Raw genomic sequence first — 15,212 nt, 5'->3', positions numbered from 1 at the left:
GCTGTTGTCGTGTTCTCGTGCGGCTGTCTTCGTCACGCTCGTCGTGCTCGTGCCCGTCGTGCTTGTCGAGTTCGTCGTGCGCGTCGTGCAGTGAAGGATCCCGGATTCAGGGATCGAGGTCGTCGAATGCCGTACTGAAGTCGATCGCCGGGGGCGCAACGCGCGTAGCGAAATCGTCGTGCCGGGGCCCACAGGCAACGATCACCCACACGGTGACCTCACCCGCCGCTCCGTCCCGGACACCCCAGTCCTGGGCCAGGGCGCTGATGATGTTCAGCCCCCGGCCGCCCCGTGCGGTGACCGAGGGCGTGGCAGGAACCGGGCGGGTGGGCCCGCCTCCGTCCGTCACCTCGACCGTCAGTCGTCCCGCTCTGTCGACGCGCCATGCGGCGCGTATTTCCCCGTCCCCGACTTCCCGAGAGCCGAGCGGCCTGCCGTGTCGGCAGGCGTTGCTGAGCAGTTCGGAAAGGATCAGTACGGCATCGTCCACGACCGATTCGGGCACACCGCTGATACGCAGTTGTTCACGCATCCGGTGTCTCGCCTCGCCCACGCCCGCAGGACCATGGCGTACGTCCATGCACGACGACGTGGGCACTTCTTGTGCCACCACCAACGCCACCCCCGGAACCTCCTTAGCCCCACGCATGGTCTGGATGCCCCAATGGCCTGGACCGGAAACCGCCGAAGCAGCCCGAAGCGGGCCCCTCTGACGCATTCATGCGGACCGAATGCGGAGCGGATGCGCCGGAGCACACCCTGTTACGACTGGGTCCAGGGTGACGGGTGCGCAAAAGGGGACGTCAGCGCCCCAGTTGGGACAGAACCTGGCGGGGCCTGTTCGTGATGATTGCCTCCACGCCCAGATCAGCGCAGAGCTGAACGTCTTCCGGTTCGTTCACTGTCCATACGTGTACGGAGTGGCCCGCGCCCCGGAGCTTGTGGATGTAGGCGGGGTGGTTGCGCACGATCCGCATCCCGGGACCGGCGATCGTCACACCGGCCGGCAGGCGTCCGTCCCGCATCCGGGGCGAGATGAACTGCATCAGGTACACGGTCGGGATCGTCGGCGCGGCCGCCCGGATCCGGTGCAGCGAGCGCGCGGAGAAGCTCATGACCCGCACCGGGTGCGGACCCTCGACCGGCGGGGCGTCCAGACCGAAGCGCTTGAGGAGGACGAGCAGGCGCTCCTCCACCTGTCCGGCCCAGCGGGTCGGATGCTTCGTCTCGATCGCGAGCTGCACCGGCCTTCCGGCGTCGGAGACCAGCTCCAGCAGGCGCTCGAGGGTGAGGACGGAGGTGCGCTCGGGGTCCGCGTCCCAGTCGGGCGACTCCTCGCGGTCCTTCCAGGAGCCGAAGTCGAGGGCGGCGAGATCGGCCAGCTCCAGGGCGGAGACGGCGCCGCGGCCGTTCGAGGTCCGGTTCACCCGGCGGTCGTGGACCAGGACCAGATGGCCGTCCGCGGTGAGCCGGACATCGCATTCGAGGCCGTCGGCGCCGTCCTCGATGGCCTTCCGGTAGGCGGCCAGGGTGTGCTCGGGGGCATCCTCCGAGGCGCCGCGGTGGGCGACGACCTGGATGGTGCGCGGCATTGCGTGGGTCACCGGGTCATGGTGCCACCGAGAGGTCCCCCGGCGTCGAGCCCGACCCCGGGAGTACATCCTAAATGTCGGATATAAAGAATGGGGAGAGATGCACAGGTCCGGCTTACAGTGCTCTGACGGGTCATGGGAAAGGCTTTGCCCAGGAACTTGTGCGGCACGTCGAACGTTCAGTCGGACCGATCGCCAGAGAATTTTCCGAAGCCGTGTGTGACGAGGAGAGAGCGCTGTGAGCACCGAGAACGAGGGCACCGCGGCCCCGACACCCCCCGCGGCCCCGTCCGTACCCCCTGCTCCGGCCTCCGCGACGCAGGATGCGGCTCCCGCGCCTGCCGTCACCGAGCCGGTGACCCAGCAGCTGCCGCCCACTCCGGCACCCGGCACCGAGCCGACCCAGCAGATCCCGCCGACCGCCGCGCCTCCGGCCTACGGCCAGGCCCCCACCCCGGCGTCCGCGGCGTACGGCTATCCGGCCCCGGCCCCGGCCGCGCACGGAGCCGAGGGCTGGCCGCCCCCGCCGCCCACGGTGCCGGCTTACGGTGCCGGCGGCCACGGCGGCGGCGCCTGGGGTGCTCCCCTGACCACCGACGGCGCCCCTGCGCCCAAGCCGAAGGGCAAGGGCGGCCTGGTCGCGGGCGTCCTGGTGGCGGCCCTCCTCGCGGGCGGCATCGGCGGTGGCGTCGGCTACTGGGCCGCCGAGCGCAGCAACAGCGACGGCAGCGGCTCCACCACGATCAGCGCCGTGAACACCCCCAAGGACCTCAAGCGCGAGGCCGGCTCCATCGCGGGCCTGGCCGCGGGCGCCCTGCCCAGCGTGGTCACCATCGAGGCCTCGGCCGGCGACGGCGAGGGCGGCACCGGCACCGGGTTCGTCTACGACCAGCAGGGCCACATCCTCACCAACAACCACGTGGTGGCCTCCGCCGCGAACGGCGGCAAGCTGTTCGCGACGTTCTCCGACGGCAAGCGCTACGACGCCGAGGTGGTGGGCCGCGCCCAGGGCTACGACGTCGCCGTCCTCAAGCTGAAGAACCCGCCGGCCGGCCTCAAGCCGCTGCCCCTCGGCGACTCCGACAAGGTCGCGGTCGGTGACTCGACCATCGCGATCGGCGCCCCCTTCGGCCTGTCGAACACGGTCACCACGGGCATCGTGAGCGCCAAGAACCGCCCGGTCGCCTCCGGAGACGGCACCGGCAGCAAGAACTCGTACATGAGCGCCCTCCAGACGGACGCCTCGATCAACCCGGGCAACTCCGGCGGTCCGCTGCTCGACGGACGCGGCGCGGTGATCGGCATCAACTCCGCGATCCAGTCGGCGGGCAACGGCGGCTTCGGCGGCGGCCAGGCCGGCTCCATCGGCCTCGGCTTTGCCATCCCGGTCAACCAGGCGAAGAACGTCGCCGAATCGCTGATCAAGACGGGCAAGCCGGTCTACCCGGTGATCTCGGTCTCCGTGGACCTCCAGGCCAAGTCCGAGGGCGCCAAGATCTCCGAGCAGGGCGCGGCCGCCAATGAACTGGTGGACCCGAACGGCCCGGCCGGCAAGGCAGGCCTCAAGCCCGGCGACGTCATCACCGAGTTCGGCGGCAAGCCGGTCGACAGCGGCCCGACCCTGATCAGCATGATCTGGACGTACAAGCCCGGCGACACCGTGAAGCTGACCTACCTGCGCGGCGGCAAGCCGACCACGGTCGACATCACGCTCGGCTCGCGGGTCGGCGACAAGTAGGACCACCGGTCGCGGCGGCGACCCGAAGAGGAGGGGCCGTAGGCGGGAATCCGCCTACGGCCCCTCCAACGTCCGCTTATGCTTCGCTGGTGTTCGATTCTCGGCACATACGGACCTTTCACGCGGTCGTCGCCTCCGGGTCGTACTCGGCCGCGGCCCGCGTACTCGGCTATACCCAGCCCGCCATCACCCAGCAGATGAAGGCGCTCGAACGCGCCGTCGGGACCCCGCTGTTCACCCGCGTGGGCCGCAAGATGCAGCTCACCGAGGCCGGGGAGTCCCTGTGCCGGCACGCCGAGACCATCCTGGGCAACCTCTCCGCCGCCGAGGCCCAGCTGAGGGCGTACGCCCGGCTGCGCACCGGCCGGGTCAGGCTGTGCGGCTTCCCCAGCGCCAATGTCACCCTCGTCCCCGAGGCCCTGAGCGGCCTGGCCAAGGACCACCCGGGCATACAGGTGGAACTGCTCGAAGGGGAACCTCCCGAGTCGCTGCGCCGGCTGGAGCGCGGCGAGTGCGACATCACGCTGGCCTTCACCTATCCCGGTCTGCACGAGGAGATTCCGGAGGAGGTCGCCGAGGTCAGGCTGCTGGAGGACCAGCTGACGGTGCTGCTCCCGACCGGGCATCCGCTGGCCCGGCGCCGCGCCGTGCATCTGGCCGACCTCGCCGAGGAGCGGTGGATCGCGGGCTGTCCGCGCTGCCGTGCGAACCTGCTGCACGAGTGCGCGGAGCTGGGCTTCGTGCCCGACATCCGCTTCGCCACGGACGACAACCTGGTGGTGCAGAGCCTGGTCGCACAGGGGCTGGGCGTGGCGATGATGCCCGCGCTGGTGCTGCCCTCCCTCTCGCTGAACCGGGTCTGCGGCCGGGCCCTCCAGCCCGCCGCGCGCCGGCACATCGCGGCGTACGTCTACCGGGACCACCTGCGGGTTCCGGCGACGTCCGTGGTGCTCGACGCGCTGAAGCAGGTGGCGGGGAACCGGGTCGGCTGCTGACCGGTCCGGCCGATCCATAAGCGGTGCTTGGGACTTCAGGTAATAACTGTCGTTGGACGTGATGGGACGACGGCAGCACGCTGCCGATATGACCACCACCACGCCGGCCCGAACCACCACGAGGATGGCCGCCCTCGTCAGTGAGATCCGCACGGTCGTGGAGCGGGGGCTGGCTCCCGACCTCACCGCGTACCTGGTGGGCGAACGGCTCGCCCCGCACCTGGGTGCCCCTGACCTGCTGACCCCGGCGCAGCAGGAAGGTGACCCGGAGCGGTACCGGCAGCACATCCTGCACGCCGAGTCCGACGGCAGCTTCTCGGTGGTGGCACTGGTCTGGCTGCCCGGGCAGGAGACCTGCATCCACGACCACGTGTCGTGGTGCGTGGCCGGGGTGCACCAGGGCGAGGAAAGCGAACGGCGCTTCCGGCTCGCGCCCGGCGTCGGCCCCGCCCGCTTGGTGGCCACCGAGGACGTGGTCAACGCCCAGGGGGAGGTCTGCGGGTTCGCCCCGCCCGGTGACATCCACAAGGTGCGCAACTCCTGTACGACCAAGGCGATATCCGTGCACGTGTACGGCGCCGACGTCTCCCGGCTGGGCACCAGCATCCGTCGCGTCTACACGCTCCCCGTCGACTGATGGCCCTCCTCCACCGCCCGCAGGGCGCGCCGGTCCGGCATGTTTCACGTGAAACACCCACTCCCTGGCCCGGGTTGGCGATGGCCGCGGGCGGTGCGCTGATCGCATGGTGCCTCCATCGCCTGGTGCCCGCCGTGCCGATGCTGACCGCAGCGGTGGTGCTGGGCATCGCGGTGGCACACCTCCCCGGCCTGCGGACGTTCGTACGCGCGGCCGCGCGGCCCGGCCTCTCCCTGGCCGGCCGCCGGCTGATGCGGATGGGCATCGTCCTGCTGGGCCTCGGCCTGGGACTGGAGCAGGTGCTCCGGCTGGGATGGGCCACGGTGGCGATGGTGGTCGGTGTGGTCGCGGCCACCTTCTTCGGCACCCTCTGGCTGGGCCGCAGGCTGCACCTCCCCGGCGATCAGCCACTGCTGATCGCCACCGGGTACTCGATCTGCGGCGCCTCGGCGATCGGCGCGGTGAGCGAGGTGTCCGGCAGTGATGAGGAGGACGTGGCCGCATCGGTGGCCCTGGTCACTCTGTGCGGCACGCTCGCCATAGCGGTACTCCCCCTCCTCCAGGGTCCGTTGGGACTCTCCGACCTCGCCTTCGGGCGGTGGGTCGGCGCCGGGGTCCACGACGTCGGCCAGGTCGTGGCCACCGCGCAGACCGCGGGCCCGGACGCCCTGGGCGAGGCCGTCCTGGTGAAGCTGATGCGGGTGGCGCTGCTCGCCCCGCTGGTGGCGGCCGTGGCCTTCTCGGTACGGGCCCGGCGGCGCGGGGTGCGCACCGCCTCGGGCCGGCGGCCGGCGCCGGTGCCGCTGTTCGTCCTCGGGTTCCTGGCCGCGGCCGCGCTGCGCGCCACCGGCGTACTGCCCGACGTAGCGCTGGAGTGGGCGCACACCGCCCAGGAGGCACTGCTGGCGGCGGCGCTGTTCGGGCTGGGGAGCGCGGTGCACCTGCCGACGCTGGCCCGCACGGGCGGGCGGGCCGCGGCGCTGGGACTCGGGGCGTGGGTGGTGGTGGCGGGGGTTTCCTACGCGGGCGTGATGCTCACCGTATGACCCTGCAACGGCGGGTAGTTGGCCATTTCCTGGCCGGAACCGACCGAACGTTCCGACTGCCCGCTGACATTGCGACGTGCTCGTGCCACTCTGCCCCCGATATTCCGCACGACGCACGACGCACGACGCACGACGCACGACGCACCGCGCACAGCCGATCCGCACCGACCGCTCTTCACCCCCACCCTGCCCGGTGTCGCCACCCGGCCCGGGCACGGCAGAAGGAGTCATGCGTGAATCGTCATCGCACGGCCTTGTCCGTCCTGCTCGCGGCCGGCGCCCTGGTCGCGGGCGCCCTGACGGCGGCCACCCCCTCGCTCGCCGCGGACGCCCCCGCGTCCTTCCGGCAACAGCACACCCAGGGCTTCTGGACCGCCGAGCGGATGCGCAGCGCCACCCCGCTCGATGTGACGGCGGTCCCCGGAGCGGCCCGAACCCCGGTCGCCACATCGGCGACCCCCACGGCCATCGCCCCGACGGCTGCGGTGTCCCCCACGGCGTTCCCGCAGGCGGGCGGCGCCTGGACGGGCGCCGGTGCCGTCGTGAAGACCTCGGGCCGGGTCTTCTTCACGATGGGCGATCGGACCGCCTCCTGCTCCGGAGATTCGGTCACCAGCGCCAACGGCAGCACGGTCATGACGGCCGGCCACTGTGTGAAGTACCAGGGGGCCTGGCACACGAACTGGGTGTTCGTCCCCGCCTACAACAACGGCTCAGCGCCCTACGGGCAGTGGTCGGCCACCAAGACCTTCGCGACCGACAAGTGGGCCGCGAGCGAGGACATGAACATGGACGTCGGCCTCGGCGTCGTGGCCCCGCTGAACGGCCAGACTCTCAGCCAGACCGTCGGTGCCCAGGGTCTCCTCTTCAACGGCGGCTACAACAAGAAGATGTACTCCTTCGGCTTCCCCGCGGCGGCCCCGTACGACGGCACCAAGCTGGTCTACTGCAGCGGCAACAGCGGCAAGGACTTCCTGCTGACCAAGGACCACAGCCTGGCCTGCAACATGACCGGCGGCTCCAGCGGCGGCCCCTGGTTCCAGGACTTCAACGAGGCCACGGGCCTGGGCACCCAGGTCTCGGTGAACAGCTTCGGCTACACCTTCCTGCCGAACCGGATGTACGGCCCGTACTTCGGCAACGAGGCGAAGGCGGCCTACGACAAGGCCCAGACGTCCTGACCCCCACACTCGCCCACGCCACCCCCACCTGGCCGGTACTCTGTACCGGCCAGGTGGGTTGCCCGAGCGGCCTAAGGGAACGGTCTTGAAAACCGTCGTGGCAGCGATGTCACCGTGGGTTCAAATCCCACACCCACCGCCAGGTCAGAGAAGTAGCAGGTCAGAGGGCGGGTACCCGAACCGGGTACCCGCCCTCTCTGCTCCCCCTGTCTCACCCTGGTCCACCCGTATCCCGCTGTTGACCAGCGCGTATGGGCCATCTGTGGGCCAGGATCGAGGGCTTACCCGCCGCTGAGGCCGCGCTCGATCAGTTCGTTCGCGCGGGACTGCTGGCCCCTGAGGATCTTGGCGTAGAACCGGAACAGGACCGTCAGGCTGTGCCCGGCTCGGCGGGCAACCTCCACCGGGTCGACCCCCAAGTTGATCCATGGGGACACCCCGGCGTGCCTGAGCGAGTACGGCACGTCTGCCAGTGGGGACTCGGCCTCTTCCGGAGACAGCGCCATGACTCGGGCGGCGTCCCAGAGTTCGCAGTACTCCGTGGACCGCACTCGCCCACCTCGGGCTGCCCGGAACAGCCGGCCGTCGGCGGCCACCCCGAACTGCTCGATGTGCTCCCGCAGCATCACGGTGAGGATCGGCGGGATCGGCACCGAGAGCGTTGCCCGCCGGTCACGGTGCTTCAGGCCGCGCTGGTCGAAGGACTGCCCGTCATCAGTCCACCCGGCGCCGACTTCGGGGCGACTACCGCCCAGAACGAGTTCGCCCCGTCCCGTCTCCGGCAGTCGGCAGTCGGCCTTGCGCAGCGCGGCGATCTCGGAAGGCCGCATCGCCGCGTAGTACAGGCAGCCGAAGAACCCCGCCATCTGCTCGCCGCGTGTGCTGAGCTGTCGTACCGCAGCGATCAGCTCGGCTGCCTGCTCAGGGTTCGGGACGTATCGGAAGTCGACCTCGAGCGGCGGCACTTCGATCGACGTGATCACGCGGCACACTGGGCGCCCGGTCTCGAAGCGTTTCAGCACCATGTGGGCCCGGACCACCACGCCCGCCGACGCCGGGTCGCTCGAGATTCCCGAGGACACACGCGCCGCTGTCATCGTCCTGACCGTCCGGATCGTCGACACCAGCGGGATGACGATCGAGTACGGCGTCGACTTGGGAGGCCCCGGCTGCCGCTGGGCCAAGGAAGAGTCCGCCGAATGACCGACCCGCTCCTCGACGACGCCTCGTCCACGTGGCCGAGGAACGTCTGAGCGCTCTCCTGACCGCCCAGCGTCTCGGCACCCTGCCGCCCGACGGCAAGGCTGAGATCGCGCACATCATGCGGACGCTCGCTGGGCGAACCGGCCCGGTCCGACTGGTCTTGATGGCCGGCCTCCCGGGCTCGGGGAAGACCACGCTCGCCCACGAGTTGGAGCTCCGCGGGTTCCTGCGCCTCTGTCCTGACGAACGGGTCTGGCGCGCCCATGGGCACTACGGGCGGGACTTCCCCCGAGGGGAGTGCAAGGTCAGGGAGCGCCCCATCCTCGAAGAGATCGCGGCTGAGCTGCGCACCGCCTTCGGCGCCGGCCGTGACGTGGTCATGGATCACGGGTTCTGGACCGTCGACGAGCGCCAGGAGTGGCGCCGTATCGGCGAACAGGCCGGGGCAGCGGTGACGCTCGTGTATCTGCCCGCCACCCACGACGAGCTGTGGGAGCGCATCGACGAACGGAATCAGCAGACCTTCGACGATCCGAACTCCATGTACTTCAGCGAGGACGACTTGCGACGCCACGCCGGCCGCTTCGAGGCGCCCAAGGCGGATGAGCCGCACCTGGTCTACGACGTACGTTCGGCGACCGTCCTCAGTGCGCTCGGCAGCGACGCGCGCTAAGGCACGCGGCCCGCTAGCCGGGGTGGCGTCTGTGTGGTGGAACTTCACCGCACGAGGTACACCGCCGACGAGACCGTCGTTGCGTTCGCGATCGGCCTCCACGCGGCGAGCAGGTTGCCTGGTCGTGCGCCTTCAAGGTCCCTCGACGGGAGAGGTGTCCCGGTGATCTCGGCGTGTGCTGACCCACCCGGCAGGGCTTCATGATTCACCAGAACGGTCACTCACCGTGACGACACCTACAGCCGCCTCTGCGGGGAGGGCTTCACGAGCCGCCTGATTGCCATTTATATCGTACGTTCCTTGGTACATATTGATTGATTCCGGCGACATCACCCGAGTGGATCGTCACCGAGGGTTAGGTACCTGCGTAATATGCCGTCGACAAGAGGCGGTTCCGTTAGACGAGGAACGCCGGACGCCACCACCCCCCACAGGAGTTGGCTCCTCGATGACACTCAACATGTCCGATGCGCCGCAACGGCGCACAATGACGGCCTGGATCGCGGGGGTACTCACCCTGCTGCTCGCCGTTGCCGTGTTGGCGGTGACGCCTACACGAGCAAATGCAGCAACAGCTGTCGAGCTGGGTACTGCGGAAACCTTCGCGGTACTGGCCGGTTCGACGGTCACCAACGAAGGTAATTCCGTGGTAACCGGGGACGTCGGTGTATCTCCGGGTACGGCCGTTACCGGATTCCCGCCAGGGACGGTGATGGGTGGGACGATCTACACAGGCGCGGCGGCAGCAGGAGCGAAGGCCGCCCTTGGCACGGCGTACGACGACGCCTTCGGTCAACCCACGGAATTCAACCTTTCCGCGGCGCCCGTGACTCCCACGCTGTTCCCGGGCACCTACGCCGTCGAGTCCGGTCTCCTGGTCAACGGTGTCTGGACCCTGGATGCCCAGGGCAACCCCGATGCTGTCTGGGTGTTCAAGGTTCCTGCCGGCCTGACAACGGCATCCGGGAGCAGCATTGTCCTCCAAAACAGCGCCCAGGCGTGCAACGTGTTCTGGGTGACCGACGAATCGGCAACGCTCGGATCCAGCTCCACCTTCGTGGGCACCCTCATGGCGCTCACCGCGATCACTGTCAATAGTGGAGCGACCGTCGAGGGCCGGGTGCTGGCCCGCACCGCGGCCGTGACGCTGAATAACAACCTGATCACCAGGCCGGAGTGCGAAAGCACCACCACCACGACCACCGGTGATGCCGCGACGGGTGACGCCGCGACGGGTGACGCTGCGACGGGTGACGCTGCGACCACCACGACCACGGGCGATGCCGCGACGGGTGACGCTGCGACGGGTGACGCTGCGACCACCACGACCACGGGCGATGCCGCGACCGGTGACGCTGCGACGGGTGACGCTGCGACCACCACGACCACGGGCGATGCCGCGACCGGTGATGCCGCGACGGGTGACGCTGCGACCACCACGACCACGGGCGATGCCGCGACCGGTGATGCCGCGACGGGTGACGCTGCGACCACCACGACCACGGGCGATGCCGCGACCGGTGATGCCGCGACGGGTGACGCTGCGACCACCACGACCACGGGCGATGCCGCGACCGGTGACGCTGCGACGGGTGACGCTGCGACCACCACGACCACGGGCGATGCCGCGACCGGTGACGCCGCGACTGGCGATGCTGCGACTGGTGACGCCGCGACCGGTGACGCGGCGACCGGTGACGCCGCGACCGGTGACGCCGCGACCGGTGATGTCACGGGCGGACACGACGACTGCGACTACCCCGGTAAGCCGGGTAAGCCGGGTAAGCCGGGCCACCACAAGCCGGGTAAGCCGGGTAAGCCGGGCCACCACAAGCCGGGCAAGCCCGGCCACCACAAGCCGGGCAAGCCCGGCCACCACGACAAGCCGCAGAAGCCCGGCCACCACTGGCCGGACAAGCACGCCGTGAGCGAGGTGCACGTAGCGCACTGTCCGCACTGAATGTAAGACGGGTGGCGCGCGGCGGATCGTCATCGATTCCGCCGCGCGCCACTCGCGGAAGCAGGAGCAGTAGGTGCGAGCAGTCAGGATGGAAAGGCCGGGTGGGGCCGTGCTGAGCGGTGCTGAGTCGACAACTATTAAGTATCCGCAGCAGACCGGCGCTGAGCCGGAAACGCAGGACAGCGGCAGGGGAACGGATAGCCCGCGTGGGATTTCAGGGCCACCCCGCCCGCTGAGCGCTGGAACGGGTGCCGCAGTGGCCTTGTGTCTGGCAGTGACCCTGGTCCATGTACTCCTGGTTTTTCTGTACGTGGCGCCTCGGAACGCCATCTCGAATGCGTACAGCCAGCAGGTTAATTCCTGGGTCCGGCCCGTGTTCGAGCAGAACTGGCGGCTCTTCGCCCCGAATCCGCAGTCCGTCAACCGGCAGATCTCGGCGAGGGTCAGGCAGACAGAGCCGGACGGCACCGTACAGGTGAGTGGCTGGATCGATCTGAGTGCTGAGGACGATTCCGCCGTCAAGCACAGCGTCTTTCCGAGTCATACAGCACAGAACATGCTTCGACAGGCTTGGAATTCGTACCTCAAATCGCACGGCGGCGACAACCAGCCGCGCTCGGAGCGGGCTCTGATGATCGAGAAGTATCTGCGCAACATCGCAGCGGATCGCGTCGCCGCCCAACGCGGCGGCACCTTCGATTCCATTCAGCTGCGGGTGATCTCACGGCCTATCGCTGCGCCCGGTGAGGCGGGTGGGTTCCGCCCGGCCGCCGCGGCATCGACGCGGGCCGAAATCCGGCAGCTGCCCTGGTGGAAGGTGGCCTCGCATGGAACGCACTGAACTGGAACCGATCGCGGCGCCCCCAGCGTCCGAACGCACCATCGAGCGGACAGCCGTACGCATGCCGCAGCGCGTACTCGACCGCGTCCATGCACTCCTCGTCCTCCTGACTGAACGGCCGTTCTCCCTGTACGCGGTGGCGGTGCTGCGCATCGGGTACGGGCTGCTCTATCTCGTCTTCCTGCTCCGCGAGTTTCCACACCGCAACGAGATGTGGGGCCCAGGTTCACCGTGGACGCCCACGCTCGCCAGGCAAATGTTCGACCAGAGCGGGTGGGCCAGCGTCCTCACCTTGTCCGACAGCCAGGTGTACTTCGAGGTCTGCTACGCCGTGGCACTGGTCACGTGTGCGCTGTTCTTGCTGGGCTGGCGGACGCGGGCGATGTCCGTGCTGTTCGCCGTCGTGGTGCTGTCGTTCCACGCCAGGGCGATCTTCATGGCGGACGGCGGGGACAATCTCATGGTCCTCATGGCTGTCTATCTCGTCTTCACCGCGTGCGGCCGGCGCTGGTCCCTCGACGCCCGCCGGACCCGGCTCCAGGCGTCGGCGGGCAAGACGGCAGGCCCGCGGGGCGGCGATCTCCGGCACCATCTCAGCGACGCCCGCATCACCTTGACCACCGTGCTGCATAACTGCGGCATGTTCGTCATCGCCGCCCAGGTCTGTTTCCTCTACGGATGCGCGGGCCTGTACAAGGTGCAGGGCCCCAAGTGGGGCGACGGCACCGCCCTCCACTACGTCCTGAACATCGACCTGTTCCGGCCCTGGCCCGAGCTGTCCCAGATGATCGCCAGCCATCACGTGCTGATTGCCGTCTTCGGCTACCTGACGGTGCTGGTGCAGGTCGCCTTTCCGTTCGTCCTGTTCGGCAGGTTCAAATACCCGGTCCTGGTTCTGCTGCTGGGCATGCATGTGAATATTGCGGTGCTCATGGGACTGCCACTCTTCTCCGGCGCGATGATCGTCGCCGACGCCGCATTCCTGCCGGATCGCTTTTACCAGGCCCTGGGACGGCTGGGGCGGCGCACGATCCAGCGCACACGCGGCATGGGAGCGGGAGCCCCGGTCGGGGCAGTACCCGCTGCGGTACCGCCGCAGCCCTCACCGAAGTAGGGGTCAACGGTCCGGGTTCCCTCGCATGTGGGCAGGGAGAGAGCAGGTGGCTGTGCCGCCTGGCAGGCGATGGCGGTTCTTCGCGACAACCTGGTAGATGCCACGTGCCATCCAGTTGACAGGCGGCAGCCGAAGGGCGAGCCCGAGCCACCACCAGCGCCTTCGTCCGCACATCAGCACGGCGGACAGGGCGCGCGGTCCCCCGTAGACCTTGCCGCCGGCCGGGCTGATCCAAACGACCTCGCGGTCGGCTCTGTCTTCGGTGACACCCAGGGCGGCGAGGTCGGCGTACTGCCAGGGGACGAATTGCACACGCGGCTGAATAATGCGCCGAGCAAGCTCGATTGTTCTGCTGCAAAAACCGCAGTCTCCGTCAAACAACAGAATGGGCTGGCTTGCCATCCGGGCTCCCCTTCATCGACGGGCTGCGTTGAAGAACTTCAGTGTGCGGTGATCAAAAGCCGATTGGCGAGCAACACGACCGACGGAGCGTCTACTGATCCGGCCGACGCCGGAGAGCGGGCCGTCGCAGGTGACGGCGTACGGGCAGGTGATCAATGGGGTTCTGCCTCGGGTGCGGACCGGGGTGCAGTGGCGTGAGCTGCCCGGGCGGTTCGGTCCGTGGCAGTGGGTGCAGAAGTATCGCGGCCACTCCCCGTACTACTGGCCTGAGCACATCAGGGCGACCCGAGGCGGGCCCCGTGGCTGGATGCAGCGGTTCCCAGAAGGGCACGCGATCCCCTCCGAGGTGGGGCTGGGCAACCTACTTCCGGACGAAGTGCCGGCGACCATGCCGAACCAGCCTTGGAGAGCCTGCTGCAAGGAGCCTGACCAGCTGCAGAACCTGGCCATCGAAGCAAGGCGAGCACGCCAAAGAGCCCGAGAAGTGCTGCGCATACTCGAACGCGGCAAGTGAGGCCAGCCCGAGCATGCCCAGAAGCCAGCGAAGTGAGTTGCCGGGCGGCTTGCACACGTCGATGCATGGGACTCGTGGGCCATGTATGGGCCAGCAGGGATGCCTGGGCCCGTCTTACCCCACTCCTGTGCAGGTCAGAGTGGCGCATGCCTCTTGGGGCGGAACCCTCTTGAAAACCGTCGTGGCGCGAGTCACCGTGGGTTCAAATCCCACACCCACCGCAGGTGAACGGCTCCTGACCAGGATCAAATGGTCAGGAGCCGTTTTCGTTTGCCGGCTCAACCCTGCGGCAGCTGCCCGGGACGGTCCGTGATCGCCTGCGCGACGATGGCTACGGAGGTCACTGCCGTTCCGGCCTTGCCCCAGTCGCTGTCCCCGAGGGCGATGGTCCGCTCGCCCAGGAGCCGCATGGTCTGCTTGTCGAAGATCCACTCGGTTCGCTCGTTGTCGTGGACCCGGGTGACAGCGACACCCGTTCGGCCCACAGCGTCCTTCGAGTCCGGAACCAGAACCACGCCGGGAATGCGGGCCGCCGCACGGTAGAGCGCCGCACTCAGACCGGGCGGTGCCTGGAACCTCCGCAGCAAGTCACCGATGGCGACGAACGCCTGCTGATCGGGTCCCGTTGTCGAACCGGAGCCGGGGCTTTGCTGCATCTGGGTGTCCTCGTAGATCAGGTGCAGCAGCGCGTCCGGGTCGGTCGGAAGCGTTTCGAGAAACCGGTAAGTGGGGCCGTTCAGAGTGGGCCGGCCATCGGGCGGGAGTGTCTCGGACCCTCGCACGGTGCGCGTCGTCGTTCCTGCCGACCCATCGACCGAGTGCCAGTGTTCCGCAGACTCGTCGGTAGGGGACGCCTCCATCCTTCCCCCGCCCCCGGGCACCTCGGACAGGGAGGTGTCCCTCGCGTGCGGTGCGGGACGTGGCCGGACGCCCTGCGGCTGGCTCCGCAGCCAGATGGTCGGTGGTGAGCTTGCGCAGGCGGGCGCGCGCCCGCGACAACCGGGAGCGAACGGTGGATTCCGCGACGCCGCAGGCCTTTGCCACTTCGCTGTGGCTGAGGCCGGACCATACGGACAGGACGATGGCCTCGCGGTCGGTACGCCGGAGCCGGCCCAGGGCGCTCAGCGCGGCCTCAGCCTCTGCCTCGTGGCTTCGCCGAGCGTCGCCCTGAGCCGCCAGGCTTCGAGAAAGGTGAGGGAGGCGATGTCCTCCGCCCCCGACCGGTCAGAAGTCATGCGGACGACATGCGCGTACACGGCGTGCGCGTGCGCATCGTAGATCTCGGCGAACAGCTGCTGTTCCACACTGCGTAGTGT

General features: G+C 69.0%; 15 protein-coding genes, 1 tRNA gene and 3 pseudogenes. 12 read left to right on the top strand and 7 right to left on the bottom strand.

Going from position 1 to position 15,212, the window contains the following annotated elements; all coding sequences use genetic code 11:
* Positions 1-106 precede the first annotated feature (106 nt).
* Both OG444_RS19150 and OG444_RS19145 read right to left on the bottom strand, forming a co-directional pair.
* Positions 107-693, bottom strand: a pseudogene (locus OG444_RS19150) (ATP-binding protein).
* A 110-nt stretch (positions 694-803) separates the two neighbouring features.
* A complete protein-coding gene (locus OG444_RS19145; RefSeq protein WP_327266855.1) occupies positions 804-1,592 on the bottom strand; it encodes a glycerophosphodiester phosphodiesterase in 789 nt (262 codons plus the stop codon).
* Positions 1,593-1,830: 238 nt separating this feature from the next.
* Here OG444_RS19145 and OG444_RS19140 point away from each other — a divergent pair, with 238 nt between their 5' ends.
* The 6 genes from OG444_RS19140 to OG444_RS19115 all read left to right on the top strand — a co-directional run bounded on the left by OG444_RS19140 (position 1,831) and on the right by OG444_RS19115 (position 7,331).
* Positions 1,831-3,330 (top strand): S1C family serine protease, encoded by a 1,500-nt coding sequence (locus OG444_RS19140; protein ID WP_327263309.1) that lies wholly within the window; start codon positions 1,831-1,833, stop codon positions 3,328-3,330.
* Between the two features lie 89 nt (positions 3,331-3,419).
* Positions 3,420-4,325 carry a LysR family transcriptional regulator gene (locus OG444_RS19135; protein ID WP_327263308.1) on the top strand — a complete coding sequence of 302 codons (906 nt, stop codon included), beginning with the start codon at positions 3,420-3,422 and terminating at the stop codon, positions 4,323-4,325.
* Between the two features lie 88 nt (positions 4,326-4,413).
* Positions 4,414-4,962, top strand: a complete 549-nt coding sequence (locus OG444_RS19130) for a cysteine dioxygenase family protein (protein WP_327263307.1) — start codon at positions 4,414-4,416, stop codon at positions 4,960-4,962.
* Complete coding sequence (locus OG444_RS19125) at positions 4,962-6,008, top strand: YeiH family protein (RefSeq protein WP_327263306.1); 1,047 nt, start codon at positions 4,962-4,964, stop codon at positions 6,006-6,008. Before OG444_RS19130 ends, OG444_RS19125 begins: the two co-directional genes overlap by 1 nt.
* Positions 6,009-6,241: 233 nt before the next feature.
* Positions 6,242-7,189, top strand: a complete 948-nt coding sequence (locus tag OG444_RS19120) for a trypsin-like serine peptidase (RefSeq protein ID WP_327263305.1) — start codon at positions 6,242-6,244, stop codon at positions 7,187-7,189.
* 52 nt (positions 7,190-7,241) lie between these two features.
* A tRNA-Ser gene (locus tag OG444_RS19115) sits at positions 7,242-7,331 on the top strand.
* 139 nt (positions 7,332-7,470) lie between these two features.
* Here the strand turns inward: OG444_RS19115 and OG444_RS19110 are convergent.
* Positions 7,471-8,373 (bottom strand): hypothetical protein, encoded by a 903-nt coding sequence (locus OG444_RS19110; RefSeq protein ID WP_327263304.1) that lies wholly within the window; start codon positions 8,371-8,373, stop codon positions 7,471-7,473.
* A gap of 50 nt (positions 8,374-8,423) precedes the next feature.
* Between OG444_RS19110 and OG444_RS19105 the strand changes: the two genes are divergently transcribed.
* The 5 genes and pseudogenes from OG444_RS19105 to OG444_RS19085 all read left to right on the top strand — a co-directional run bounded on the left by OG444_RS19105 (position 8,424) and on the right by OG444_RS19085 (position 12,980).
* Complete coding sequence (locus OG444_RS19105; protein WP_327263303.1) at positions 8,424-9,065, top strand: AAA family ATPase; 642 nt, start codon at positions 8,424-8,426, stop codon at positions 9,063-9,065.
* Between the two features lie 24 nt (positions 9,066-9,089).
* Positions 9,090-9,247, top strand: a pseudogene (locus OG444_RS19100) (GntR family transcriptional regulator); the annotation flags it as partial.
* Positions 9,248-9,513: 266 nt separating this feature from the next.
* The gene (locus OG444_RS19095; RefSeq protein ID WP_327263302.1) at positions 9,514-11,025 is read left to right on the top strand and encodes an ice-binding family protein; all 1,512 of its coding nucleotides are present in this window, start codon (positions 9,514-9,516) and stop codon (positions 11,023-11,025) included.
* A 373-nt stretch (positions 11,026-11,398) separates the two neighbouring features.
* Positions 11,399-11,866, top strand: coding sequence for a DUF5819 family protein (locus OG444_RS19090; RefSeq protein WP_327263301.1), 468 nt, complete (start codon positions 11,399-11,401; stop codon positions 11,864-11,866).
* Positions 11,867-11,927: 61 nt separating this feature from the next.
* Positions 11,928-12,980, top strand: a complete 1,053-nt coding sequence (locus OG444_RS19085; RefSeq protein WP_327266854.1) for an HTTM domain-containing protein — start codon at positions 11,928-11,930, stop codon at positions 12,978-12,980.
* Between the two features lie 3 nt (positions 12,981-12,983).
* Here the strand turns inward: OG444_RS19085 and OG444_RS19080 are convergent, their stop codons facing one another.
* Positions 12,984-13,382 (bottom strand): thiol-disulfide oxidoreductase DCC family protein, encoded by a 399-nt coding sequence (locus OG444_RS19080; RefSeq protein ID WP_327263300.1) that lies wholly within the window; start codon positions 13,380-13,382, stop codon positions 12,984-12,986.
* Between the two features lie 94 nt (positions 13,383-13,476).
* Between OG444_RS19080 and OG444_RS40795 the strand changes: the two genes are divergently transcribed.
* Positions 13,477-13,896, top strand: coding sequence for a transposase (locus OG444_RS40795; protein WP_442810764.1), 420 nt, complete (start codon positions 13,477-13,479; stop codon positions 13,894-13,896).
* Positions 13,897-14,174: 278 nt separating this feature from the next.
* Here OG444_RS40795 and OG444_RS19075 read toward each other — a convergent pair whose 3' ends face one another.
* The 3 genes and pseudogenes from OG444_RS19075 to OG444_RS19070 all read right to left on the bottom strand — a co-directional run bounded on the left by OG444_RS19075 (position 14,175) and on the right by OG444_RS19070 (position 15,200).
* On the bottom strand, positions 14,175-14,756 hold the full coding sequence (locus OG444_RS19075) for a CU044_5270 family protein (protein WP_442810568.1): 582 nt from the start codon (positions 14,754-14,756) through the stop codon (positions 14,175-14,177).
* Between the two features lie 169 nt (positions 14,757-14,925).
* Positions 14,926-15,075, bottom strand: a pseudogene (locus tag OG444_RS40790) (sigma factor-like helix-turn-helix DNA-binding protein); the annotation flags it as partial.
* A complete protein-coding gene (locus OG444_RS19070) occupies positions 15,018-15,200 on the bottom strand; it encodes a sigma factor (protein WP_327263299.1) in 183 nt (60 codons plus the stop codon). The gene OG444_RS19070 and the pseudogene OG444_RS40790, both read right to left, overlap by 58 nt.
* Positions 15,201-15,212: the final 12 nt, after the last annotated feature.

This window comes from Streptomyces sp. NBC_01232 (assembly GCF_035989885.1).
Taxonomy (GTDB): Bacteria; Actinomycetota; Actinomycetes; order Streptomycetales; family Streptomycetaceae; genus Streptomyces.
The sequence above is the reverse complement of the archived record's forward strand: the minus strand, read 5'-3'. Positions and strand labels throughout refer to the sequence as shown.